This is a genomic window from Janthinobacterium sp. 35 (genome assembly GCF_002754575.1).
GTDB lineage: Bacteria > Pseudomonadota > Gammaproteobacteria > Burkholderiales > Burkholderiaceae_D > Janthinobacterium > Janthinobacterium tructae.
Map to the genome: position 1 here is coordinate 4,323,985 of NZ_PEFN01000001.1, position 25,550 is coordinate 4,349,534.

Here is a 25,550-nt window from a genome sequence, read left to right on the forward strand (position 1 = left end):
AAGTTTCAAAAAAGTTTGCGGTATTTGCGTGGTGCTGTTCGTCACCCATACATAGGGGCTTTTTCTGTTGCAGACGCTACGCGGCTGCGCTGCGGAAAGCCTTCATGAATGTGGCTGGCCGGCGCGAGACGGTCAGCCGAACGGCATCGACTCAATGACCAGGCGGAAACTTACATGAACACACGCGGGCGCAGTGGCAGGGAAAATCAAACGATACGCAAACAGGATCGGGTATTCAGGCTGGCACCGCTGGCGCGGGCCATCGCGCTGACACTGGTCGCAGGCGCGGTAACGCTGCCGGCCCATGCGCAGCGCACGTTCAGTCCGGCATGGTTTGCCGACAAGGGCGCGCTCCGGGACACGGCGTCGCAAACGGGCCGGCTGCCCGGCGGCCAGCCCGCATCGAGCCTGACGAACCCGCTCGGACAGCAGCAGAAGGCCAATGAGCAACTGCAGCGCTCCATCAGCAATCTGAACCTGGCCGCGCGCGGTATCGCGGCGCAGCAGTCGGCCCAGGCCGCCGCCCGCCTGGCGGCCGCGAATGGGGCATCCGTCCCCGATGGCATGAGCGCGGGCGGCCTGAAAATCGACACCAACTCGCTGACGGCGGGCTGGCACAACGCGAATGCCCCGGAGCTTAGCCAGCTCGACGGTCGCAGCAACGTCGCCATTGCGCAGACCGGCGACAAGGCCATCCTGAACTGGGAGACCTTCAATGTCGGGCGCAACACGACGGTCGAATTCAGGCAGCAGAAGGATTGGGCCGTCCTCAACCGCGTCAACGACCCGAACGCACGGCCCTCGCAAATCCAGGGCCAGATCAAGGCTGATGGCACGGTGCTCATCGTCAACCGCAACGGCATCGTCTTCAATGGCAGCAGCCAGGTCAACACGCGCAATCTCATCGCTGCCGCCGCCGGGATCGGCGACGGCCAGTTCAAGACCAGCGGCATCTACACGGCCAACGCCAGCGAACCCAGCTTCACCAACGCCGAGGGCAGGGTAGAGATCCAGGCCGGCGCGCGGATCGCCACGCTGGCCCCGAAGACTTCCACCGAAGGCGGCGGCTATGTCCTGCTGCTCGGCAAAGAGGTGCACAACGCGGGCGACATCGCCACGCAGAAAGGCCAGACCGCGCTCGCGGCCGGCGACAGCTTCGTCATCAAGAAGGGTGTCGGCACCGACGGCAACCAGGCGTCGACCACACGCGGCAACGAGATCACCCCACAGTTCAGCAGCGACAGCCTGGCGGGCAAGGTCAGCAACACCGGCCTGATCCAGGCTCGCGAGGGCGACGTGAGCATGCTGGGGCGTGAGGTGCAGCAAAACGGTGTCGTACTGGCCACCACCAGCGTCAACACCCGCGGCAGCGTGCACCTCAATGCCATCGGCGCGGACGGCAAGGTCGCCTTTGGCCGGGGTGCCACTACCGCCGTGGTGATCGAGGACGACGGCAAGACCACTGCCTTGGACAGCCAGCGCGATGGCCTGCGGGGACCTGCCATCACGACTGCCGAGAACATCGTGGCCATCACGGATCGCCGCGACCAGTCGCGCATCGAGATCGGCAGCAGCGGCACAGTCGACTTCCAGAGCGACTCCCTGACCCTGGCCACCGGTGGTCAGATCGACATCCATGCAGCCCAGCGCAGCCTGGTGCGTGAGCGCGCCCGGATCGACGTCTCCGGCGCCGTGGGCGTGAACCTGGCCATGGAGTCGAACAACATCAAGGTCAACATCCAGGGCAACGAACAGCGCGATGCGCCGGTCAACCGGGATGGCAAGACCCTCAGCAGCAACGACGTGTGGATCGACCGCCGCAGCCTGGTGTTCGTACCCAAGGGCACGAACGGCTACGCCACCGACCGCTGGTACACCGCCGGCGGCCTGCTCGAAGTGGGCGGGTATCTGGGTACCCAGGGCCACACCGCAAGTGAATGGATGGCGCAGGGCGGCACGCTGAGCTTCGGCGGCAACGACGTGGTCACGCAGGCCGGCTCCAGCATCAACCTCTCGGGCGGCACGCTGAATGTGCAGAGCGGTTTCATCAATCAGACCTGGCTCAAGGGGAGCGATGGGCGGCTGTATGAAGTGAACAAGGCGCCCGGTGATCTGCTCTACAAAGGCATCTACAAGGGCTACGAATCGGACCACGAGCGCTGGCAGGTCTCGGAGCATTTCTACAACCCACTGATCGCACCGCAACGAAAATTGGAAAACGGCTACACGGTGGGGCGCGATGCCGGCACGCTGGTGATCGCCACCAACGCCGCCGTGCTCGAAGGCGACATCAGCAGTGTAGCCTTCCAGGGCGTGCGCCAGACGCAGGCTGCCCAAGCTGAGCTGGACGGCTACAACCAGTCGCACGACGCAGTGGCGCGACGCGGCCAGCTCATCATCGGGCAGCACTTGCCGATGTTCGACAAGAGCACTGGTTTGTTGAGCCACAGTGTGGGTGCAGTCATGAATGAGGTTGAGCTCAAGGACACGCAAGAGCGCATTGCGGCGGAACTGGACCTCACAACGGCCCTCCCGACGCAGAGGCAGGGCACGCTGGTGCTCGACACGGCGCAGCTCAATGGCTACGCGATGGGAACCATCAAGATCGCGGCCAAGGGCAAGATCGAGGTCAACAGCGATCTGCAAGTTGGGTCGGGCGGCGAGATCGTGCTGTACGCCCCGGTCGTGGATGTGACTGCCGACCTGACCGCGCACAGCGGCACCATCAGGCTGGGCAATGTGCTCAAGCAAGTCAGCGGCAACGCGCGTATCGAAGACATGAGCCTGGACGCCCCGAGTGGTGTGAACGCCGGTGTCACCGTGGCCGAAGGTATCACGGTGGACACCAGCGGCCTGTGGACCAATCTGCTGAAGGATCTGGCCGACACGCGTGGATTGGCGTTCCGTGACGGCGGCAGGGTATTGCTGCGCAGTACTGGCGACGTAGTGTTGCGCGAAGGCAGTACGCTCGACGTGTCTTCCGGCGCGGCACTGCTGGCCAGTGCGAAGCAGCAAGGAGGCAAAGGCGGCAGCGTCACCCTCGAAGCGGACGGCTTCAACACCGGCGATGGCCAGGTGCGGCTCGGTGGCGCCGTGCTGCTCGGCCATGGCGTGGACGGCGGCGGCACGCTCACGCTGCAGACGGGGCACATCGCCATCGGCAATCCCTCGGGTGCGGCGCTGGCCGACACGCTGATGCTCGGCGCGGATTTCTTCAACAAAGGCTTCGCTCGCTATGCGCTCATCGGCAACCATGGCCTTGCTGTGGCCGAGGGCGCGCAGATCGACGTGAGGATGCCGGTGGCCCGCTTCGGCACGTATGCGCAGGATGCCGTCACCGGCAGCCAACCGTCCGACGCGCTGGAACTGTGGACGCCGCCGCTGTATCAGGAAGACGCCGTCAAGGCCCTGCTCACGCAACGCAAGGGTGCGAGCCTGTCGCTGCAGGCCGGTACGGCCGGCACGTCTGCCGATGAACTGCAGGCGGTGCAGGCCGTGATCGGAAAAGGTGCTGTGCTCAGTGTCGACCCCGGCCAGTCCATCGATGTGCGCAGTGCCGGCCAGCTCACGATGGACGGCGCGCTCCATGCGTGGGGTGGCAGCGTGACGCTGGGGAACCTGGCGGCAGCCGGTTCCGAGACGGACAAGGCAGTCGGCCACGGCCGCTCGATCTGGATCGGAGACGAGGCGCTGATCGATGTGGCGTCGCGCGCCGTGAGCGCGCTGGACAACCGGGGCCGGAACTATGGCCAGGTCCGCGACGGCGGCACCATCGTCATCGGCGGCGGGATCGATCCGGAGAGCGGCATTGCCAGCGCTGGCGACCTGTTCGTGGTGGTGCGCGAGGGCGCGCGCCTCGAAGCTTCCGGTGCCCAGGCGGCGCTGGACATTCCGGGCCAGGGCCGGGTGCAGGTGGCCAGCAACGGCGGCAGCATCAGTCTGGCGTCCAACAATGGCTTGTACCTGGACGGCAGCTTCACGGCCCGGGCCGGGGGCGCCGGTGCCGCCGGCGGCAGCCTGTCCGTGGCACTGGAAAGCCCATACTACATCCGCACGTCGGTTACCGACCGCGTCACCAAAGTGCGCGAACTGCAGCTCGGCCAGGTGCGCCAGGGCAGCATGCTAGCGGACACGGCCGATGCAGCTGCCGCCAGCCTCGAATACGGCCACGGCCGGCTCGGGGTGGACCAGGTCAGCGCAGGCGGTTTCGACAACCTGGCCCTGCTGAGTAACGGCTTGCTGAGCTTTGACGGCGATGTGGCGCTGAACATGGGCCAGAGCCTGCGCCTGTACAGCGGCGCCTTCAACCTGAGCGAAAAAGCCGCGATCAATGCGCGGGTCCGTCTCTCCGCGCCGCATCTGCTGCTGGCGGGCATTCTTGCCGCGCCGGAACCCAACCGCGACCCATGGCTGCGTCCGGTGCTGGAGGTGCCGACGATGTCGCAGCGGGAGACCGAGGCGGTATTCGAGGCCAGCGGCAATCTGATCGATGTGCGCGGCAATGTGCTGTTCGGTGCCTTGGGCAACTTGCCGCAGGCAGATGGCAGTTCGATGAGCATCGAGCGTCGCGGTTACGATGGCGTGCAATTGACCAGTGCGGGCGACCTGCGCTTCCTCGCCGGGGCCAGCGCGAACGCGATCGCCACGGGCATCAGCACCCAGTTGATGACCAAGGGCGACCTGACCTTGCGGGCGGCGCAGCTGTATCCGGCGACGGCCGTCGGTGCCAGGGTGCTGGCGGGCTACCTGGACGGTGTGTCCGACGACTTCTACAACTACGACCGGACGCGCACGCTGACCATCGGCCGCACTGGCGATGGCGACGCAGCAGTGCCTTACTCCGCCTTCGGCCGCCTGCAACTGGGCGGCCCGAACATTGCGCAGGGTGGGGTGGTGCGCGCGCCACTGGGAATGATCGAGATCGGCGCCCTCGGCACCAGCGACGTCGAACTGCTGCCCGGCAGTCTGACATCGGTGAGCGGCAAGGGCCTGGCGATGCCTTACGGCGGCACGCTCGATGGTCAGGTCTACACCTACGACGGCAAGACAGTGACATGGCTCGGCCAGGGGGGGATGCCCTTCGGCCAACTGGAAGTCGGCATGATCCTGGGCGGTCGGTCGTTGCTGGTGCAACCGGGCGCCGTGGTGGATCTGTCCGGTGGGGGCGAGTTGCTGGGCGCCGGATTCATTTCCGGGCGTGGCGGCTCCACCGACGCCCGCTACCACCCTTTGCTTCAGACCGGCGTTAACGGCGGCTTCGTCCTGCCGGGACTTGGCAGCAACCCGGTCTATGCCGTGCTGCCCGGCGTGCAAGCCGCTTATGCGCCGGTGGCGCCCGAGGGTGGCGCGGCAGACCCGATGGTTGGCCGGCAGATCAGCATCGGCGCAGGGGTACCAGGGCTGGCAGCGGGTACCTATACGCTGATGCCGTCCACTTTCGCCTTGATGCCGGGCGCTTTCCGGGTTGAAATCAACGGCCTGGGCGGCCCCGCAAGCAACGGCCCGGCGCAGGCGCTGCGTAATGGCTCCTGGTCTACCGCCGGACGGCTGTCCATTGCCCATACCGGCATCAGCGACAGCTTGGCCAGCCAGATGACGCTGACGTCCGCCGACACCTTGCGCCGCTACTCCCAGTACAACGAAACCGGGTATGCGCAGTTTGCCATCGCGGACGCGGCGAGACTGGGCGTGCCTCGGGCGATGCTGCCGATCGATGCCAGAACCCTGCAGCTGTCGCTGCGATCGGGCGCCGGCGCGGACGCCTTCTCCTTCGAGGGCGTCGGTCGCTTCGATGCTGCGGCCGGTGGCTACGCCGGCAGCGTCGCACTGCTGAACATGGATCGCGGGGGCGGCGGGGGCATCGAAGTGGTGGCTGCAGGCCAGTCCGCCACCGATGGTTTCAGCGGCGTCAGCGTGGATGCCGACAGCCTCAATGGCATCGGCGCCGCACGGCTGATGATCGGCGGCATGACCTCGCTCCAGTACGGACAGACCGGCAACATCATCACGCAGGCCCAGGGAGTCAACGCCAGCGACGGCTCCATGATCCTGCGCGCAGGAGCGCAGTTGGCGGCACCGGAGGTGTTCATGATGAGCAAGGGCGCGTCGGGCGCAGTCATCGTGGAACAGGGGGCGTCGATCAACACCATCGGCCGTGGCAAGGCCAGCTATGATGCGCGAGATGGCTTTGTCTACCAGGTGGGCAACATGCTGGCCGTGTCCAACGGCTTGCTCAACGTGACCAGCCCGACGAACGTGCAAGCCAGTGGCGGCATCCGCCTGGGCGTGTGCAGCAGCGAGCCGTGCAGCGGGCAGACCGCCCTGTATTCCGAGGGCAGCATCGTTGCCATGACCGACAAGACCCTGGCAATGGGCGATGAAGTGCGCTACGGCACCCGTCACCTCAACCTGGGCCTGTCCAGCATCAACGTCGGCAGCGCGGAGGCGCTGGCCGCCGCAGCGGCCGGCAATCGCTTGCCCACCGGCCTGACCCTCACTCAGCCCGTGCTGGACCGCCTGCTGCGCGGCGACACGCAGTTCGGCGCGCCGGCCCTGGAAACCTTGCAACTCTCGGCGCGGGACAGCTTCAATTTCTACGGCACCGCCGCGCTGGACACTTACGACGCGGTGACCGGCAAGTCCCTGCTGAGCAAGCTGATGCTTTCCACCCCGGCGATCTATGGTGACGGCGGGGCCGGTGACGTGGCCACCATCCGCACCGCCAACCTGATCTGGCAGGGCGCCGCGACGCCGGCCTCGGCGGTGGTGGCGGGTGGCGCCGGCACTGGCGGCGGGCGGCTGAACATCAACACCGAGCGCATCGAGTTCGGCTACGGAGAGTTTGCCCAGCCCAGCACCATCAAGACCTTCGACCGCCTGGCCTTGGGATTTGCCGACGTCAAGCTGTCGGCGAGCGAACGCATCACCGCCAACCACAAGGGTAGCCTCTCGGTCTACCAGAGCCAGGGCGCGTACGACCCCCTCAAGGGCTATGCCTACAGCGGTGGCAACCTGAGCATCCTGACCCCGCTGATGACGGGCGAGGCCGGCTCGGTGAACCGCATCACCGCAGGCCGCGCCATTGAAGTCGCCGCTTCGGCTGGCCCCGCTGGCAAGGCCGATGGCCTGGGCGCGGAGCTGTCGCTGCAGGGTGACAGCATTCGCCTGGCCAGCGCCGTGGTGCTGCCCAGCGGCAAGCTCACGCTGGGCGCGCGCGGCGACGTGGTGTTGACCGACGCGGCATCGGTCGATGTGTCCGGCCGCGCCATCGCCTTCAACGATCTGACCAAGTACAGCGCGGGTGGCGAGGTGCGCCTGGACAGCCGCGCGGGCAACGTATTGCAGGCGGCGGGTTCGAGCATCGACCTGTCGGCGCAGCACAACCAGGCCGGCAAGCTGTGGGCGGTGGCCGTGGACGGCGCTGCCGGCACGGTCGATCTGGCAGGCAAGATCCTGGCCGGCAGCAGCGGTAACTACGATGCCGGCGGCACCCTGGTGCCTTACCTGGCCGGTGCGGTGGAGATCCAGGCCCAGCGCCTGGGCGCCAGTGGCGCCCTGAGCGACCAGTTCGCGGCCCTCAACGAACGACTGAACCAGGGCCAGGTCTACGGCGCCCGCAGCTTCCAGCTCAAGCAGGGCGACCTGCGCATCGCTGACGGACTCAAGGCCAGCAGCATCAACGTGTCGGTGGATAACGGCAGCCTGCGGGTCACGGGTCTGGTGGATGCCAGCGGTGCGCGGGTCGGCAGCATCACGCTGGCTGGCAAGCATGGCCTGACGCTGGACGGCAGCGCGGTGCTGGACGCCCATGGCAGCCAGTTGCGCGTGGACAGCTACGGAAAAATCATCGATGCACCCAACCGCGCCATCGTCGACCTGAGTTCCGGCACGGGTCAACTGGCGCTGGCTGACGGCGTGCGCATCGACCTGCGTCACGGCACCGGTGTGGCCGTGGGCAGCGCAGCGGGGCTGAACGACGGCCGCGCGCGCGGCACGCTCGAACTCTCGGCGCCGCGCATCGGCGCGAACGGCCTGCCGGCTTTGAACGATGCCGGCGATGCGGCCGTCTACGGCGACATCGCCATCGACGCGCGCGGCGTGCTCGACATCCGCGGCGCACGCTCCATCGCGGTCAACGGCATGCAACGCTACGACGATGCGCCGCTGGTCAGCACGGCGACTGCCAGCGGGCGGCCCTACCAGGAGATCACCCAGGCCTGGTTCAAGGCCAGGCACGACGACAGTGATGACTTCATCAACGCCGCAAAAGAGCGCGCCAGTCTCATGACCGGCAAGCTGGCCGGCCTGCGCAATCCGGCCTATGCCGATGCCTTTCATCTGCGTCCCGGCGTCGAGATCGTGAGCAATGCCGTGACCAATCCGGCTGGTGATATCGTGGTAGCGGGCGACCTGGACCTGTCGGGCTACCGCTACGCCAGCGTCAATCCGCACAACCAGAAAGTCGACAACGTCCGCGGTTCGGGAGAGGCCGGTCGCTTGACCCTGCGCGCCGGCGGCGACCTGACCGTCCACGGCAGCATCAACGACGGCTTTGCACCGCCGCCACCGACCGCCGATGACAATGGCTGGGTGCTGCGCTCCGGCGTTGACTACACCGGCGGCACGACGGTGGTGCCGGGCAGCGGCGTGACCCTGGCGGACGGCACCACGTTCCCGGCGGGCGTCACGCTCAACTTCGACCTGCCGATCAAGGCCCGTAACCTGATCGCCGGCACGCGGTTGCCGGTCGCGGCGACCCTGACCGCGGCTTTGGTCCTGCCCGCTGGCACGGTGCTGGCGGCCGCAGTAAGAGATCCCTCGGGCAATGTGCTGTTTGCTGCGGGCACCTTGCTGAGCCAGAGCGTAACGCTGCCGACCAACAGCACCCTGGACGCCGGCACCCTGCTGGGCAGTCTGACACGTGTGAAGGCCATGGTCTGGCCCAAGGGCGTGCCATTGCCCGGCAACCTGGGCACCACCGCCACCGTGATCCTCGATGGCAGCAAGGCGCTGCCGCGTGGCGCGCTGCTGCCGTCTGGCACCAACGTCAAGTTGGCGGGTGGTGCGACGTCGGTGAAGTTGCGCGTCGAGAACGCGGGCCGCCAGGGGCAGCTCTGGGCCGTGGCGCCCATGCTGGCCGAAGGGTCGCAGTCCTGGGCCATGCGCCTGGTGGCTGGCGCCGATACCGGAGCGGCCGACAGCCGCCTGCTGCAGCCTGATCCGCAGTCCGGTGACTTGCGTCTGGCCGACACCCACTCCGCAGTGTCCGGCCCCAAAAAGGTGGTGGGTGCCAGCACCCGCTTCAGCGTGATCCGAACCGGCGCGGCCGACCTCGACCTTCTGGCCGCAGGCGATCTGGGCATGGACTCGCTGTTTGGCGTTTATACCGCCGGCAGTTCTTCCGCCGGCACCTTCTCTGGCGATCCGTACAACCTTCCGCAAGCATTGCAAGCCTCAGGCAGCCTTGCCCGTGCCTGGTATCCGGACCAGGGCGGCAACCTGCTGCTGAAGGCCGGCGGCAACTTGAGCGGCAACATCGTCAATGTCTCGCGAGGCTCGTCGGGACGCCCCGTCAGCAACGACCGCGGCCACGATTCGGCCAACGTCGGCAACTGGTTGTGGCGTCAGGGCAACGGACTGAGCGGCAGTGATGCGCAAGCCACCGCCTGGTGGATCAACTTCGGTTCCTATGCCGCAGCCCTGATGGGCGGCGCCGACCAACTGGTAGGCTTCACCGGCTTCGGCACGCTGGGCGGGGGCAACCTGGATGTGGATGTCGGCGGCGACGCTGGCATCATCCGGCCTCTGGCGGAGAGCCACACGGCCTCGGCGACCAACGCGCGCAGCCAGGGGCTGGTGCTGGCGGTTGGCGGCAGCGGGCGGGTCGCCGCCGATGGCAGCCTGCAACTGGGTGGTGGCGGCGATCTGAATCTGCGGGTTGGCGGCGCCGTGAACCCCGGCAGCGAGATCGGCCGCTTCCAGATCAACGGTGTGCTGGCCGATCTACGTGGGCATGTGCAGTTGAGCGGTGGCGCCGTGGGCAGTCTGAGCTTGCGCTATGGCACCCGCAGCACGGAGATGAATCCAGGCGAAGTCCGCCCCGTCGATCCATACACTGCGGCGACGGCGTGGGCGAACGGAGGCCTGAGCCTGCTTGCCGGGGACGCCACCTTCAGCCTGGTCACCCGCAGGGATCTGGTGGTGCAGGAGGTGGCCGACCCCGGGCGCGCAGAGCAGAAGAATGGCTCGCTGTATGTGAGCGCCGATGGCGTCAGCGGTGTGGGACAAAGCTGGTTCAGCCTCTGGACCGGGCGCACGGCGGTGGACCTGTTGTCTTTAGGGGGCAACCTCACGCCGCTGGGCGATGAGGGTACGGCAACCGACATGGCGATGGTCTATCCCGCGACACTGCGCGCGGTCGCGGCCAGCGGCAACCTGTACTACGGCCGCGCTGCGGGCGTAGACCCCAGCACCTTGCCCACGCATGGCGCCCTGGTGCTGGCGCCGTCGGCCACCGGTCAACTGGAATTGCTGGCCGGGGGCTCGATCTACGGCGGTGATCTGGCCATCAGCCGTTCCAGTGCGGCGCCGGAGTCGCTGGCGAGCATTTTGAATCCTGCCTTCCAGGCTTTTGCCAGCGGTGCCCTGATTGCGGGCAGCGGCAATGTTACCAGCGATGGCAGCACGGCGGGCCTGGGGGGCACGCCGCTGTTCGCCTTCGGATCCAATACCGCGAGCCTGTCGTGGGGCGATGCGCTGGAGCCCGCGCGTTTCTATGCGCTGGGTGGTGATCTGATGGGGGTCAACAGTGGACGCTCGATCACCTTCAACAGCATGTATGACCCGCGTTTCGGAAAGACATTCCATGAAGGCGCCGGCCCGGTCTGGATGCTGGCCGGGCGCGACATCGTCAGCAGCGGCACGCTGCTGAGCGGTGCCAGCGGCGGCAGTGGAGACGCGACGTACAACATTGCCGGCAACCTGTTCGTGCACAACAGTCCCACCGACATCTCTGTCGTCAGCGCGGGGCGCGACATCATCTACAGCGGCTTCAATGTCGCAGGACCCGGCACCCTGGAACTGACGGCGGGCCGCGACATTCGCATGGACGACAAGGTCGGCGTCACCAGCCTCGGTGCCGTGGCCTCCGGGGACAAGCGCCCGGGCGCCAGCATCGTGATGCAGGCAGGCGCGGGTGCCAACGGCACGGACTACCGGCGCTTCGTCGAGGGCTATCTCGACCCGGTCAAGGTGGTACAGGCGGGCGAACCGCTGTCGCTCCAGGGCGGCAAGGTCGCCAGAACCTATGAAAACGAACTGCTCACCTGGCTGGGTGAACGCTTCGGCTTCGTCGGCAACAGCGAACAAGCTCGGACCTACTACGCGGCGCTGCCGGCAGAGCAGCAGCGAGTATTCGCCCGTGACGTGTACTTCGCCGAACTCAAGGCCGCCGGGCGCGAGTACAACCAGGACGGCGGCGTGCGCCAGGGCAGTTACGTGCGTGGCCGCGCGGCCATCGCCGCGCTGTTCCCGGACAAGAACGTGGCCGGCACCCTCGTCGCGTACAAGGGCGACATCAGCATGTTCGGTGGCGCGGGCGTGCATACCGATTTCGGTGGCGACATCCAGATGCTCACCCCGGGCGGCGCCCAGACCTACGGTATCGAAGGCGCGGCGCCACCGTCCACGGCCGGCGTGATCACCCAGGGCGCGGGCGACATCGCGATCTATTCGCTGGGCAGCATCCTGCTGGGCCAGAGCCGCATCATGACCACCTTCGGCGGCGCCATCCTGGGCTGGTCGGCCGCAGGCGACATCAACGCAGGGCGTGGGTCGAAGACCACGGTGGTCTACACGCCGCCCAAGCGTGTCTACGACCAGTGGGGCAACGTCACGCTGTCGTCCAGCGTGCCGAGCACGGGAGCCGGTATCGCCACGCTGGCACCGATTCCGGAAGTGCCGGCCGGCGACATCGACCTGATCGCGCCACTGGGCACCATCGACGCGGGCGAAGCGGGCATCCGCGTGTCGGGCAATGTCAACCTGGCGGCGCTGCAGGTGCTCAACGCGGCCAACATCGCCGTCAAGGGTGAGGCGATGGGCATGCCGAGCATTGCGGCGGTGAATGTCGGCGCATTGAGCAATGCCAGTGCGGCGGCGTCGCAGGCAACGGCCGCTGCGCAGGACGTCCTGCAGCGCGAGCGCAGCACGGCGCGTCAGAACCTGCCGTCGATTTTCACGGTGCGCTTGATCGGCTTTGGCAACGAGCCGATGGAGGGCGAGGGTGAGGCGCCGCCGCCACCCCGGGCCGGGCTGCAGTCGTCGGGCGGTCTTCCCTACGACGCTGCCAGTCCGGTGCAGTTCGTTGGCGTCGGCCGCGATTTTGATGCCAGGCAGCTGGCACGCTTGAGCCCCGAGCAACGGCGCGAGTTGCAGCAGGAGCGCTAGTCAGGTGGCATGCAGCGATGTTATCCAGCTGTTTCCTCGCCTGTTTCCTGCCCGTGCAGGGAACAGGCAGGGGAAGGCCATGCACACGCAGTGCCTGTGATCCCGTCCCCCCCCCATTCTTGCAGCCGAATACCGAGGCACACCCGTCATGAATCTGAGTACCCTGGATGGCCTGAAGGCGTCCCATATTGCCGATGAGTTCGCAGCAGAGCCATGCAGCGAGAGCGGCCAAGGCATCGTGCTGGGCGATTTCCTGGCGGCCAACTACGCCCGCCTGCACCGCCAATTGTTGCGCAATCTCGGTTGTCCCGACCTGGCCAGCGACAGCCTGCACGACGCCTGGCTGCGGCTGGCGGGCATGAGCGCCCCCGTGTTTGTGCAAAACCCCAACGCCTATGTCTACCGGGTGGCTTGCAACGTCGCGATGGACCAGCTGCGCGGCAAGCGCTCTGCGCAGTACGACGATGACGCTGCAATCGAGCATCTGACTGACCCGGCCCCCGGTCCGGACCTGATCGCCTTGGCCCGTTCCGAGTTGGCCGCGGTCGAGCGCGCGATGCAGCGCATGCCGTACCGGCACCGTTCTGTTCTGCTTGCCCTGAGGATCGACGAAAGGACGCGCCAGGAAGTTGCGGACGAATATCAGGTCTCCCTGACCAGCGTCGATACGATGCTGCGCCAGGCCCTGGACCACTGTGCCCAGGAAACCGGGCTGAATACGATCGGGGGCATCAGCCAGTCCCGGCGAGGTTTCTCGCGCCGCTGGCAGGCCAAGGTGCTCGCCGCAGAGCCCACTGCGATGGCGCAGGAACGACGCTGCATCCGGCACTGATAAGCGAGGCTGGCGGTGTTTGCTAAGTCCCCCCTGGCCGCGCCTGCGTCAGTGACTTGACGGACCTGCCATCCCGCGTTTTCACCCTTCTATCCCCCGATTTCCGTCCCCTGTCGCTGTCATCAACCTGGCAACACGGCTTTCGCCTATGATTTGCTGGCACATGTATGTGTGAGGTTTCCCTTCATCCAACAACCATGAGGTGTCCATGATTCGCTATGCCCTGCCTGCCCTGTTGTTTGTCGCCGCGCTGCCGGCGCACGCCCAAGCCCCTGTCGATCACCCGCCGCTGATCGAGCGGGCGAAGATCTTTGGCAATCCCAGCAAGTCCGGCGGGCGCATCAGCCCGGATGGCAAGTGGCTGTCGTGGATCGCGCCGCGCGATGGCGTGCTCAATGTATGGGTGGCGCCGGCCAGCGACCTGGCGCAGGCGCGTCCGCTGACGCAAGAGAAGGTGCGGCCCATCCGCAGCAGCTTCTGGTCGCCCGATTCGACAACCCTGCTGTTCATCCAGGACAAGGGCGGTGATGAAAACTTCCTGCTGTATGGCGTGAATGTCGTGAGCGGCAAGCAGGTCAATTACACGCCGTTCGAGAAGACCCGCGTGCGGATCGTCCAGATCAGCAGCAAGGTCAAGGAGCGCATCCTGGTGGGCATCAATAACCGCGATGCGCGCTGGCATGACGTGTACAGCCTGGAGCTGGCCAGCGGCAAGCTGACCCTGGTGCAGCAGAATGATGGCTATGGCGGCTACCTGGCCGATGAATTGCTCAATTTGCGTATGGCCAGCAAGGCGCGCGCCGATGGCGGCATGCAGTATTTCCGCCTGACGGATGGCAAGGTCGAGAGTACGCCGCTGACCGAGGTGGGCCTGGAAGACTCGCAGACCACGGCGCCGCTGGCGTTTACGGTCGATGGCAAGACCTTGTACTGGACCGACTCGCGCGGCCGCAATACCTCGGCGCTGCTGGCGCAGGATGTCGCCAGCGGCAAGACCACGCTGGTGGCGCAAGACCCGCGCGCCGATATTTCTGACGCCCTGTACGACACGCGCACGGGCAAGGTGCAAGCCTATTCCGTCGACTATCTGCAGCAGGAATACCTGCCGCTGACGGACGACCTGAAGGCCGACCTGGCCTTCCTGAAAAAGCATGTCAAGGGCCAGTTCAACGTGACGTCGCGCACGCAAGCCGACGACAAGTGGCTGGTGGGCGTCGACCCCGTCACGGCGCCGGCATCGAGCTGGCTGTATGAGCGCAAGACCAAGAAGCTGACGCAGCTGTACGTGACGCGCCCGGAGCTGGAAGGCGCGCCGCTGGTGCCCATGTACCCACAGGAAATCAAGGCACGCGACGGCCTGACCCTGGTCTCTTACCTGACCTTGCCGCAGGCATCGAAGGCGAGCGCCGGCGGCGTGCCATCGCAGGCGGTGCCGATGGTGCTGCTGGTGCACGGCGGGCCATGGGCGCGCGATACCTACGGCTACAACGGCTACCACCAGTGGCTGGCCAACCGCGGCTACGCGGTGCTGTCGGTGAATTACCGTGGCTCGACGGGCTTCGGCAAGCAATTCATCTCGGCCGGCGACCTGCAGTGGGGCCGCAAGATGCATGACGACTTGCTCGACGCGGTGCAATGGGCCGTGAAGAGCGGCGTGACCACAGCCGACAAGGTGGCCATCATGGGCGGCTCGTATGGTGGCTACGCCACCCTGGCCGGCATGGCATTCACACCCACCACGTTCGCCTGCGGCGTCGACATCGTCGGCCCGTCGAACCTGTTTACCCTGCTGCAAACGATTCCGCCGTACTGGGAAGCGGGCAAGCAGCAGTTCTACAAGCGCATGGGCGATCCGACCACGGAAGAAGGCCGCGCGCTGCTGAAGGAGCGCTCGCCGCTGAACTTTGCGCAGAATATCCAGCGCCCGCTGCTGATCGGCCAGGGGGCGAATGACCCGCGCGTCAACGTGGCCGAGTCGGACCAGATCGTCGCGGCCATGGCGGCGAAGAATATCCCCGTCACGTATGTGCTGTTCCCCGACGAAGGCCATGGTTTTGCCCGCCCCGTCAACAACATCGCCTTCAATGCGGTGACGGAAAACTTCCTGGGGCAGTGCCTGGCTGGCCGCGCCGAGCCGATCGGCGCGACCCTGAAGGCATCCACCGCGCAGGTCAAGCACGGCGCCGAGTTCGCGCCGGGTTTGCAGGAGGCGATGCGGTAAGAGCCTATCCCAGTAGTGAGCGTCTTCTGCAGGCAGTTCATCAGGAGTGCGGACAAGGCGTGAGGAGGACGCGTGGCGAGCCACGCGACGACGAGCAACGCAGTCCCCGCTTCGGAGGGGCGCCAGCAGGGGATGTATTCATCTACTAGGACAGGCTCTAAGTCTGCGTCAGGTGTGGTGACGCTTCCAGCGCCGCCACCACCTGCAGCAAGGTATCGCCAAAGCCGCCGCGTGCCCTGGCATGGCGGCGGGCGCTGGTGGTGACGCGCGGCGCGGCGCTCCATGCGATGTGCGCACCGCATTCTTGCAGCGCGGCGACCATGGCCACGTCCTCGCTGGAGGCCAATGGGGCAAAGCCGCCGGCGCGCAGGTAGGCGCTGGCGCGTACGCCGAAGTTGGCGCCATGGATGTGGCGGTGGCCGTCGGCATCGGTGTAGGTCTGGGCGAAGTGCCGGCGCAGCGCAGCGGCACTGGGCCCGTGCGGCGACCAGTCGTCCACCGCCACCGTGCCGCAGACGGCATCGGCGTCCAGGCCCAGCTGGGTGCTCAGCCAGGAGGGCGACACGCGCGTATCGGCATCCGTAAAGGCCAGCCAGCGGGCACCGCGCTGCAGCAGCTGCTGCGCGCCGGCGGCGCGCGCGCTGCCCACGTTCTGCGCATGGATGGCGAGGCAGTCGAGACGCCAGCGCAGGTCCGCCTGCATGGCATGCGCCAGCACGATGCGCTGCGATTGGTCGCTGCAGGCATCAAGCACGACGACGATGCACACCGCCTCGCCATGCAGCAAGGGGCAGGTGGCGGCAAGGCGCAACGCTTCCAGGCAGGCGCCCAGGCACGCTTCCTCGTTATGCACGGGCACCACCACGCCGATCATGCGAAGCCCTCGCGCTGCGCCACCGAGCGCGCATCGTTTGACCAGATCCCCAGCAGGAAGTCGCTTTCTTCGTGCCGCAGCACGCGGTGCAGGCCGGGCGCGTCCTGGAAGGCCGCATGTATGCGCACGGTCGAGACGATGCGCTGCGCGAACGGCGCGCGCCAGTGGCACAGGACGATGCTGCCGCCCGGCGCCAGGGTGGCGATGCTGTGTTCGACCACGCGCGCCAGCTCTTGCACCGACAGGTAATAGGCGATCTCGCTCAGGACGATCAGGTCGAACTTCTCGGCGCCCGGCAGGATGCGCGGCCAGTCCTGCGGCAGCCGGTGCTGCGCGAGGCTGACGTTGGCGCCGCACCCCGCGTCCAGCAGGCGCTGCTGCGCCAGCCCCAGCGCTTCGGCCGAGAGGTCGGCCGCCAGCACGCGCTCGCAGCGCCGCGCCAGTTCGGCCGTCAGTTCGCCATTGCCGCAGCCCGGTTCATAGGCGTGGCGGTAGCGCCGCTGCGGCAGGCTGGCCAGCAGCAGGGCGCGCTTTCTCTCCTCGTACCAGCGCTGGCGCACCCGCCACGGATCGGCATCCTGGCGATACAGTTGTTCGAAATAGCTGCCGCGCTGGTCGTCCGGCGTGGAAGATGGGTTCATAGAAAATACACCTCCCAGGCATGCAGCAGGCGCTGCAAGGCGTCGCCGGCGACGATGGCGGGGCGCCCCGTCGACGGGTCGTCTTGCATCTGGCTGGCGAAGCAGCGCAGGGCCGCGCGCTTGCGCTGCAGGATGGGGGCCGGCAAGGGCAGGCGGCGCGCGCGTTGCCACGGCACGCGCATGTCGCCCGGCGCGGCCCAATGCCAGGCCCAGACGGGCATTTCCACCAGGCTGGCACCGCTGGCCGCGCAGGCCGCAGCACAGGCCCGGCCGCATGCTTCATGGTCCGGATGGCCGTCCAGGCGCCAGGTGGTGAAGACCCTGTCGCCGGGACGCAGCTGCGCTGCCAATGTGGCGCCCAGCTGCGGCGTCATGCCGGCCACGCCGCCATCGGGCAGGTGCAGGCGCAGCCATGCGGGTGACGCCAGTCCCAGCGTGGCCAACGCCTGCGCGGATTCTTGCGGACGCACCTGGCGCAGGCGTTCCTGCGGCCAGAGGGGCGAGTCCGGGTGGCTGGCGTCGCCATCGGTGACGGCGATGAACAGCAATTGGCTGCCCTGCGCCGCCAGCAGTTGCAGCAAGCCGCCGCAGGCGAGGATTTCATCGTCGGGATGGGGCGCGACGATGACAGCGCGCGCGCCCGGCGGCACCAGGGCATGCGCGCCGATGGCGGGCAGCTCGTTCAGCCCCGGCCAGGATAGCCACACCTGGTCCGGCGTGCCGCTGCCTTCGATGCGGCGCGCTTGCATAGCGGATTGGGGCAGCATGTCAGAGCGCCCACGGATGGTCTTCGGCGCCGGCGACGATGCCGCCCAGCACGGCCTGGTCGCGTTCCGCATGGCTCTGGCGCAGGAAGACGGGCAGGTCGGCCGCCAGGCGCGCGAAGCGGGCATCGCGGCACAGGGGGCCGGCGCCCAGCGCACGCGTGGCCAGGTGCAGGACTTGGGTGGCGGCGTCTTCCACCGTCAGGCGCAGGCGCAGCGCCAGGGCCATGGCATCGCTTTGCGGATGCCTGTCGATCTCGGCGGCGCCTTCGCGCAGCAGGGCGCCGGCGGCGCGCAGCACGCAGTCGATCTGCCCCAGTTGCGCCAGGCGCACGGGATCGGGCGCGGCGTGCTGCGCGCGCGCATGCAAGTGGCTGGCGACGGCGCAGGCCGCGCCATACCAGGCGGCCGCGATGCCGGCGCCGCCATGCCAGAAGCCGGGACGCTCCAGGTAGGCGCCTGGAGCACCCACGGGAAAGGCCCGCGCGCCGGAAAAGGTCACGTCGACGCTGGCGCAGGCGAGCATGCCGACCGCTTGCCAGCCTTCATCCGTGACGTGCACGCCGGGTTGCGACAGCGCCACGGAAGCCAGGCAAGCCTGGCCGTCCTCATTCCAGCAGCTGATCAAGGCATGGCTGAGTCCATTCGCCCCGGAGCACCAGGCCTTGCGGCCCTCGAGCACATGGCGGCCATCGGCCGCCTGCTGCAACTGCACGCGCGCGCCCGGCATTTCCGCGCACCATACGCCCCAGCTGCTGCCGGCCGGGACGCCGGGGCCGTCGATTTCCGCCAGGATCGCCAGCGCATCGGTATGGCCTTCGTACAGCTTGAGCAGGGAAAGGTCGATGGCGGCGATGGCAGCCAGCATTTGCCAGCGCTGCAGGGTGGCGCCGTGACCGGGCAGGGGTAGTTGGTCGAGTCCCGCGTCGCGCAAACGCTGCAAGCCGTCGATCGGGTGGAAAGCGCCGTCCTGTGGCTGCAGCAGGGCGGCCAGCGCAGTGTTGGACGGCAGGGGGAAGGCGTTAAACGACATGGCAAGCTCCTGTTTTTCAACAGCATAGCTTTCTGTTTTCGCAATGTATGTTCGATTTTGCACATACACTCGCTAACGGCCTCAAGTTTATGGCGCGGCCGCGGCAAGCTGCAGGGCCGGGCGGCCCCGCAGCAGATTCAGCGCTTATTTTTTCATGTAGTGCATGTCCAGCACGTACACGCCCTTTTCCTTGTCCAGCATCACCGTGTACAGGTCGTTGCCGCGCAAGGACAGGCCGCCGGGAACGCTTTGTGCGGCCTGCATGCCGTCGTCCTGCATGCAGGACTCGCCATTGTCCACGGCGACGCACCAGTTGTTCTTGCCATCCCTCAGTACATATTGCACGGTGGTACCGGTCCGCTGGAAGGTATAGGCCGGGGCCGACGAGGTGATCTTATCGACGCGCAAGCTCGTTGCGGCGGCGTTTTCCGTCAGCTTGATCAGCATGTCGGCGGAGCCATCCGGCTTGCCGGTGATTTTCGCAGTCATGCTGTCTGTCGCGACCACGGTGCCGGAGCAATCGGCCTTGAAGTAGGTTTCGCCGGTTGGCGTCAGTTCCAGCGAACCGCTGCCATCGCTCTTGAACGCGATGACCAGCGTTTGACGGTCATGATGGTCGCAGGTCGACTGCCAGGTGCCGATATATGCGGCCAGTGGCGAGGCGCTGGCGGAATCGGCGGCAAGCTGCTGCTGCGTGCCGCCGCCGCCGCAACCGGCCAGGAGTGCAGCGGTCGAGCCGGTCAATACTGCCAATAGTTTTTTCATGCATCTTCCTTTTCATCCGGCAGCGGCGCGTGCCGTAAGCGCTGCCCGATTATAGGAGGACGAATGGGGTTCAATTCTCACCGAATCTATTGGTGACTTGATTTAAATCAAGAGCAACTCGCTGCCTGCAGGCCGGCAGGCACGCTTAAAACTCTTCCCAGTCGTCGCCAGCCGGTGCCTTGGCGGCCGCGCGCGGCGTGGCCTGCGGCTTGGCGACGCTCAGGCGCTTGGCGGGCGCCGGTGTTGTTGGCGTCACGCTGCGCGGCGTGGCCACGCTTGCTGCCGGCGCCGTCTGGCGCACCTGCTCGCCCAGCTTGAACACGCTGACTACCTGGGCCAGATGGCTGGCCTGGTCTTGCAGGCTTTCGGCAGCGGCTGCCGCTTCCTCGACCAGGGCCGCGTTCTGTTGCGTCACGCCATCCATCTGCGCCAGCGCCTGGTTGACCTGGGCGATGCCGTCGCTTTGCTCTGTGGTGGCGACGCTGATGTCGGCCATGATGGCGGTGACCTTGCGCACGCTGTCGACCACCTGCTCCATGGTGGCGCCCGCTTCATCGACGAGTTTGCTGCCGGCGGCCACCTTGCCAACGGAATCGTCGATCAGCAGTTTGATTTCCTTGGCCGCTGCCGCCGAGCGTTGCGCCAGGTTGCGCACTTCCGTGGCGACGACGGCGAAGCCGCGTCCCTGTTCACCCGCGCGCGCCGCTTCCACGGCCGCGTTCAGCGCCAGGATATTCGTCTGGAAGGCGATGCCATCGATAACGCTGATGATGTCGACGATCTTGTTCGACGAGTCATTGATCGAGGTCATGGTTGCGATGACTTTGCCGACCACCTCGCCGCTCTTCTGTGCCACGCTCGATGCGGAAGCGGCCAGTTGATTCGCCTGGCGTGCATGGTCGGCGTTTTCCTTCACCGTGCCCGTCAGCTCTTCCACTGAGGCGGCCGTCTCTTCCAGCGAACTGGCTTGCTGTTCCGTGCGCGCCGACAGGTCGTTATTGCCTTGCGCAATTTCCGCGCTGGCACGGGCCACGTTGTCGGCGCTCGCTTGCACTTGCAGCAGCACGGCGTGGATCTTTTCGACGAAGGCGTTGAAGCCCTTGCCGATGACGGCCAGCTCGTCGGTGCCCTTGACTTCCAGCTTCACGCGCAGGTCGGCGTCGCCGCTGGACAGGTCCGTCATGGTGCGCCCCAAGGTGCGCAGCGGTCGCGTCAGCTGGTTGACGACGAGGATCAAAATGCCGGCCGTGGCGGCCGCGCACAGCAGGGCGACGATCAGCGTGTAGATCATCAGGTCGCGTGCCGAGGCCGTGGCCACGCTTTTCGGGAAGTTCAGTTCCACGCTCCAGGGCGCAATATCGGGGTGGATCTGCAGCGGTTGCAGCAAATGGATGTAGCCCTGGCCATCCTCGTATTCATACGGCTGGCCCTGGCGTACCTTTTCCAGGCCGGCCGCCGGCACGTCGTCGGCCTTCTTGCCCAGTCGCTCAGGTACTGGGTGGCTGGCGTACAGGCCACCGTTCGAAATCAGCGCCAGCTTGCCGCCCTCAATCACTTTCAGGCCGGCCAGGATTTTCGCCAGGCGCGTGAGCATGAAGTCGGCGCTGGCCGTGCCCTTGAAGCCGCCATCGATCATGATGGGCGCCACCAGGGAAGCCATCAGCACATCCTTGCCGTCGACCGGGTAGATATACGGTTCCGTAAAGTACGTCTTGCCGGTGCGCTTGGGCACGTCATACCAGTCATTGGCGCCCGGCTTCGGATCGAAGACGATGGGTTCGACTTGCAGCTTGCCGCCGGCGCCCCGCGTCCAGTAGGGCATGAAGCGGCCGCTGGCGTCGTAGTTCGGTTTCTGGTTGGCAAATTCCGCATCCTTGCCGTCGAGCGCGTTGGGTTCCCAGGTCACGGCAGCGCCCAGCAAGTCTTCCGAACTGCTCAGGGTGGCCTTGGTCAGTTCATTGATCTGCTCGCGCTGCAGGGGCAGGCTGGCGCTTTTGGTGCCGCGCATGGCGCCAGCCAGGCTGGAAACGCTGGCCAGGTTGCTGGCGATGCGCGCCTGCAAGGCGCCCGACACTTCGCGTGCCGACGTGCGCGCCAGTTCCAGTGCGGCCGCCTCGGCGCTGGCGCTGCTCTTGTAGCCGATTACCGCCGCCGTGACGCCCAGGCTGAGGATGGCGAGCGCGGTGGCGGCGACGCAGATTTTGCTGTTGAGAGAAAGTTGCATGAGGCTGTTCCTTGATGGGGAGGATATCGGTGTCTCGGGCGGCGCGGGTAGCGCGCCTAGAACGTCTTGCTGATGGCCAGCACGAAGGTCGTCGCGGCGGGGTTCGAAGTGTCGAACTGGCCCGCCGCATTCGGGATGCCCAGCGTGTAATGATCGTAGGCGTCGGTGGCGCCCCAGGCGCGCGTCACGGCGCCACTCAGGCTCCAGCCGCCATCGAAGGCCCTGGTGACGCCGACCTTGGCGTCGCGCCAGTTCCAGATGGCATTACCCGTGCCCGCCACCCGGCCATTGCCGGCGTGCAGATTCAAGGTCCAGGCATTGCCCAGGTCGACATTCGCGCCCACGTCCAGATAGCCCGTGCCGCGCGCATGCGTGATGCCAAAGAAGTCCGGCGTGACGGTATGGTTGTACTTGGCGTACAGCATCTTGTAACTCAGGCCCAGCGACAGTTCGCCATAGTCGTACTTGACGCCTGTGGCGCGGTAGATGGCGCCCGGATACTTGTAGTAATACGCCAGGACGCTGTAGCCCAGTTCGCCCAGCGTGCCGCTGTAGCCACCGTACAGGTCCCATTCGACGCTTGCATCCTCGATATAGCGGTCGCTGACGGTGGATGCCCAGGTTCCCAGCGACCAGCCGCTCGGGTGCGCGTAGTCGGCACCCGCTTGCAGGGCCGGCTTACCCCAGGTCTGGCGAAAGCCGCGCGAAATGTATTGCGAGGTGAGGCTGGCATTGGCGCTGAAGGTGGCGGCGGTGCTGTCCGTGGTCTGCGCCTGCACGGGCAGGGCGGCGAGCAGGAAGACACAGCCCAGCAAGGATGTTGCAGGAAAATGGCGGTTCGATGGCATGGCAGTCGGCTCCGTATTTGCTGGCAGCGGCCGTCCAGGCGCGTTGCCCTGATGGTTGCGATAAATAAATGCGGGTTGGACTTTGCGCAAGCAAGGCGACGCCGTTTGCATGCTTGCAGCAACATGCACACATTCTCACCAAACGTAACTGAAAGGATAGGGGGTAGGGCTAGTGGAAGTCAACAAAGTTGCGCTGCGGAAATCGTAAGTTGTTGTTTCCTGGCACTTTTTCATGCGCCTGTCATATTGCGGGTGCGCCGCGGCTGGCGGCCTGTTGCAAGCTGGCCAGCAAGCCGGGCAGGGCCGCATGCAGGGCAGGCAGGTCGCCATCCAGTAGCTCGGTCTGCGCTTCCACCAAGCCCGATGGCTGGCCCCAGACGACCTGTGCGCTCAGCCGGGCGCCGGCGTCGAGTCCCGTGACGCTGACCAGCAGGGCGACTTCTTCCGGGGCATCCTCGGGCACGTCTGCGAGCAGGCAGGAAATGCCGAAATGATAATCCTCGAAAGCGCTGGCCGTACCGCTGGAAAAGGCGAATACGGAGGCGAGCACCTGCGGCGCGGCGGCCGCGAGTGGCGGCAGGGCGGCGCGGAACAGGGGCAGCAAGTCGTTTTCCAGCTGGAGTACCAGCGGATGCGTGTGGGCGAGGACGGTCATGCGAGGGAGAAGTAAGTGGCGGCGCGCGATGGTAGCAGTTTTTGCCGCCGCCGTGGGCCATCGTCAGGCGGCGTAGCGGCTGGCCATGCTGGCGATGGTGCTTTTCATCTGTTCGCGCAGGGCGGCAGGCGCCAGCACTTCCACTCCATCGCCCAGGCCCAGCAACCACCATTGCAGTTCGCGCGTGCTGGGCACGGTGGCGGTCAGGTGCAGCGAGCCATCGGCGCGCTCCTGCAATTGCTGGTCCGCGCTCAGTGGCGTCTCGTACAAGTGCTCGCCGCTGCGACGGGCAAACACGGCTTCCAGCAGCAGCGGTTCGCCCTCGCGGATGCCCATGGCGCCCGAAGCAATATAGGCATCGATGTCGAAGTCTGGCTGCACGCGCGCGGACAGATAAAGCATTTCCGCCTGCTGCACGCGGTGCAGGACCAGCGTGCGCACGTCGTGGTAGTCGGCGAACAGGCATACCAGGTAGAGCAACTGGCCGCGCTGCACGATGGCCAGCGGATGGACGGCGTCATAGCTGACGAGCTTGTCGTTGTCGCGCTTCTTGTAGCTCAGCTTGAGCTGGCGGTTCTGCATCAGCGCTTCATACACGGTGCGCTGGCAAGCTTCGTCGATGTCGGGCGCCAGCAGCCGCTGCATGGGGGCGATGACGCGTATCTTGCCCAGCCAGGCGGACGCGCTGGCGCGCTCGCTGGCCGCGTTCAGGGTCTGGCGGGCCGCGCTGAAATACGGCTGCATGCTGTCCAGGGTAGACGGCGGCAGCGCATGGCGCAGGTGCTGTTCCATCAGGGCCAGGGTCAGCGCGGCAGGCGTCGACAGGCCCGGCATGTCCATGCGCGCCGCATTTTCCATCCAGCACCAGCCAAACGGCTTGCTGTCGGCTGGATTGGTCAGCGGGAAAATCGTGGCCAGGTCCAGCAAGTCGCGCTGGATCGTGCGCACGCCGATGGCAAAGTCGATGGCCTTGAGCTTGTCGTGCAATTCGGCGACGGTGATGGTGCGGGGCGCCGGCGGTATCAGGCGCAGCATTTGCCATTGACGCATGATGGTGGAAGGGCGGGGCGCGTGTTCGGGCATAGTGATTCCGTTCTGTTTCAGTGGCAGGATGTGTACTGATGAGTACATAAGTTAACGAATGGTAACATTGATTCGATGGCAATTACAGGGTGTCGAGCATGGTCGCCCTGACGCAATTGCGTCCCGCGTGCTTGGCCTGGTACAGCAGGCGGTCGGCCGCCGCGACGAGGGCGGCGGCGCCGGGCGCCTCGCTGCCGGGTGCGCACGCGAGGGAGGCGACGCCGAAGCTGGCCGTTGTCCCGATGTGCTGTACCAGGCCGTTGCGCAGACGTTCGGCCAGGCGCACGCCGCCAGCCAGGTCCGTTTCGGGCAGGATCAGCAGGAACTCCTCGCCGCCGTGGCGCACCACGCTGTCGATGCCACGGCGCGTGGCGTTGCCGAGCAGGGCGGCAAAGGTGCGCAGCACGGCATCGCCTGCGGCATGGCCGTGGGCGTCGTTGATGCGCTTGAAGTGGTCGAGATCGCACAGGATGGCCGTCAGGCACAGGCCATGGCGTTGTGAACGTGCAAGTTCGGCGCCCAGCAAGTGTTCATCGAGGTAGCGGCGGTTGTAGCAGCCGGTCAGGTGGTCCCGCACGGCCTGTTCGGCGAGGATGGCGTGTTGCAGCAAGTGCTCGCGGTGCTGGCGCTGCTGGCCATGGCCGGCACAGAGGCCGGTCAGGTTGAGCAGCAGCAAAGTGGCGGCGCTGCCGGCCTGGAGTTCGTCCTGCAGGCCGAGCCAGGCCAGGCTCGCCACGATGGCCAGGCTGGCGCCGCCCAGCAGGTGCCGCGTGATGCCGGCATAGGGCGCGGCGAGCAGGATGCAAAAGGCGGCCGCATGCCAGCCGGCATCGGTTTCGCGCAAGGCATAGCAGAGCAGGAATACGGCCAGGTCCAGCGCCAGCAGCGCGCTGCCGGAGGCGGTGCTGCGGCCAGGCTGTGATGCTGGTGCGCGCCAGGCCCGCAGCAGCATGGCCAGGATAGCCAGGCAGCAGGCCAGAGCCAGCGGCCAGCCGGCCGGTGGCAACAGCGCGACGGCAAAGACGGCGCTGGCGCCGGCATGCAGGGCCAGCAAGGAATGCGGCGCAGGCCCGCGGATAGCGTCAGTGGCATGGTGCAAATGCATGGAAACCTGTCGGATAGCGAATCGGGCCCCCATTCTTGCCCGCCCCTGCGACAAGCCA

13 protein-coding genes are annotated in these 25,550 nt (G+C 66.6%); 3 read left to right on the forward strand and 10 right to left on the reverse strand.

The window, feature by feature from the left end; translation table 11 throughout:
- Window positions 1-174: 174 nt before the first annotated feature.
- The 3 genes from CLU93_RS19255 to CLU93_RS19265 all read left to right on the forward strand — a co-directional run bounded on the left by CLU93_RS19255 (window position 175) and on the right by CLU93_RS19265 (window position 15,500).
- A complete protein-coding gene (locus tag CLU93_RS19255) occupies window positions 175-12,447 on the forward strand; it encodes a filamentous haemagglutinin family protein (RefSeq protein WP_099762915.1) in 12,273 nt (4,090 codons plus the stop codon).
- Between the two features lie 148 nt (window positions 12,448-12,595).
- The gene (locus tag CLU93_RS19260; protein WP_099762916.1) at window positions 12,596-13,279 is read left to right on the forward strand and encodes an RNA polymerase sigma factor; all 684 of its coding nucleotides are present in this window, start codon (window positions 12,596-12,598) and stop codon (window positions 13,277-13,279) included.
- 208 nt (window positions 13,280-13,487) lie between these two features.
- Window positions 13,488-15,500 carry a S9 family peptidase gene (locus CLU93_RS19265; protein WP_099762917.1) on the forward strand — a complete coding sequence of 671 codons (2,013 nt, stop codon included), beginning with the start codon at window positions 13,488-13,490 and terminating at the stop codon, window positions 15,498-15,500.
- Between the two features lie 157 nt (window positions 15,501-15,657).
- On the opposite strand, the gene CLU93_RS19270 is transcribed toward CLU93_RS19265, so the two are convergent.
- The 10 genes from CLU93_RS19270 to CLU93_RS19315 all read right to left on the reverse strand — a co-directional run bounded on the left by CLU93_RS19270 (window position 15,658) and on the right by CLU93_RS19315 (window position 25,492).
- Window positions 15,658-16,374, reverse strand: coding sequence for a glycosyltransferase (locus CLU93_RS19270; RefSeq protein WP_099762918.1), 717 nt, complete (start codon window positions 16,372-16,374; stop codon window positions 15,658-15,660).
- The gene (locus CLU93_RS19275) at window positions 16,371-17,015 is read right to left on the reverse strand and encodes a class I SAM-dependent methyltransferase (protein ID WP_099762919.1); all 645 of its coding nucleotides are present in this window, start codon (window positions 17,013-17,015) and stop codon (window positions 16,371-16,373) included. The genes CLU93_RS19270 and CLU93_RS19275 overlap by 4 nt, the downstream gene beginning before the upstream one ends.
- Complete coding sequence (locus CLU93_RS19280; RefSeq protein ID WP_218968344.1) at window positions 17,012-17,782, reverse strand: PIG-L deacetylase family protein; 771 nt, start codon at window positions 17,780-17,782, stop codon at window positions 17,012-17,014. The genes CLU93_RS19275 and CLU93_RS19280 overlap by 4 nt, the downstream gene beginning before the upstream one ends.
- 1 nt (window position 17,783) lies before the next feature.
- Window positions 17,784-18,812 carry an acyl-CoA dehydrogenase gene (locus tag CLU93_RS19285; RefSeq protein ID WP_218968345.1) on the reverse strand — a complete coding sequence of 343 codons (1,029 nt, stop codon included), beginning with the start codon at window positions 18,810-18,812 and terminating at the stop codon, window positions 17,784-17,786.
- 144 nt (window positions 18,813-18,956) lie between these two features.
- Entirely contained in the window at window positions 18,957-19,577 is a 621-nt protein-coding gene (locus CLU93_RS19290) for a hypothetical protein (RefSeq protein ID WP_099762921.1), read from the reverse strand.
- A 145-nt stretch (window positions 19,578-19,722) separates the two neighbouring features.
- The gene (locus tag CLU93_RS19295) at window positions 19,723-21,801 is read right to left on the reverse strand and encodes a methyl-accepting chemotaxis protein (protein ID WP_099762922.1); all 2,079 of its coding nucleotides are present in this window, start codon (window positions 21,799-21,801) and stop codon (window positions 19,723-19,725) included.
- 56 nt (window positions 21,802-21,857) lie between these two features.
- Complete coding sequence (locus CLU93_RS19300; protein ID WP_243420313.1) at window positions 21,858-22,649, reverse strand: TorF family putative porin; 792 nt, start codon at window positions 22,647-22,649, stop codon at window positions 21,858-21,860.
- A 241-nt stretch (window positions 22,650-22,890) separates the two neighbouring features.
- Window positions 22,891-23,304, reverse strand: coding sequence for a hypothetical protein (locus tag CLU93_RS19305; protein WP_099762924.1), 414 nt, complete (start codon window positions 23,302-23,304; stop codon window positions 22,891-22,893).
- A gap of 63 nt (window positions 23,305-23,367) precedes the next feature.
- On the reverse strand, window positions 23,368-24,387 hold the full coding sequence (locus CLU93_RS19310) for a helix-turn-helix transcriptional regulator (RefSeq protein WP_099762925.1): 1,020 nt from the start codon (window positions 24,385-24,387) through the stop codon (window positions 23,368-23,370).
- Window positions 24,388-24,469: 82 nt separating this feature from the next.
- Window positions 24,470-25,492, reverse strand: a complete 1,023-nt coding sequence (locus CLU93_RS19315; protein WP_180287885.1) for a GGDEF domain-containing protein — start codon at window positions 25,490-25,492, stop codon at window positions 24,470-24,472.
- Between the last annotated feature and the right edge of the window lie 58 nt (window positions 25,493-25,550).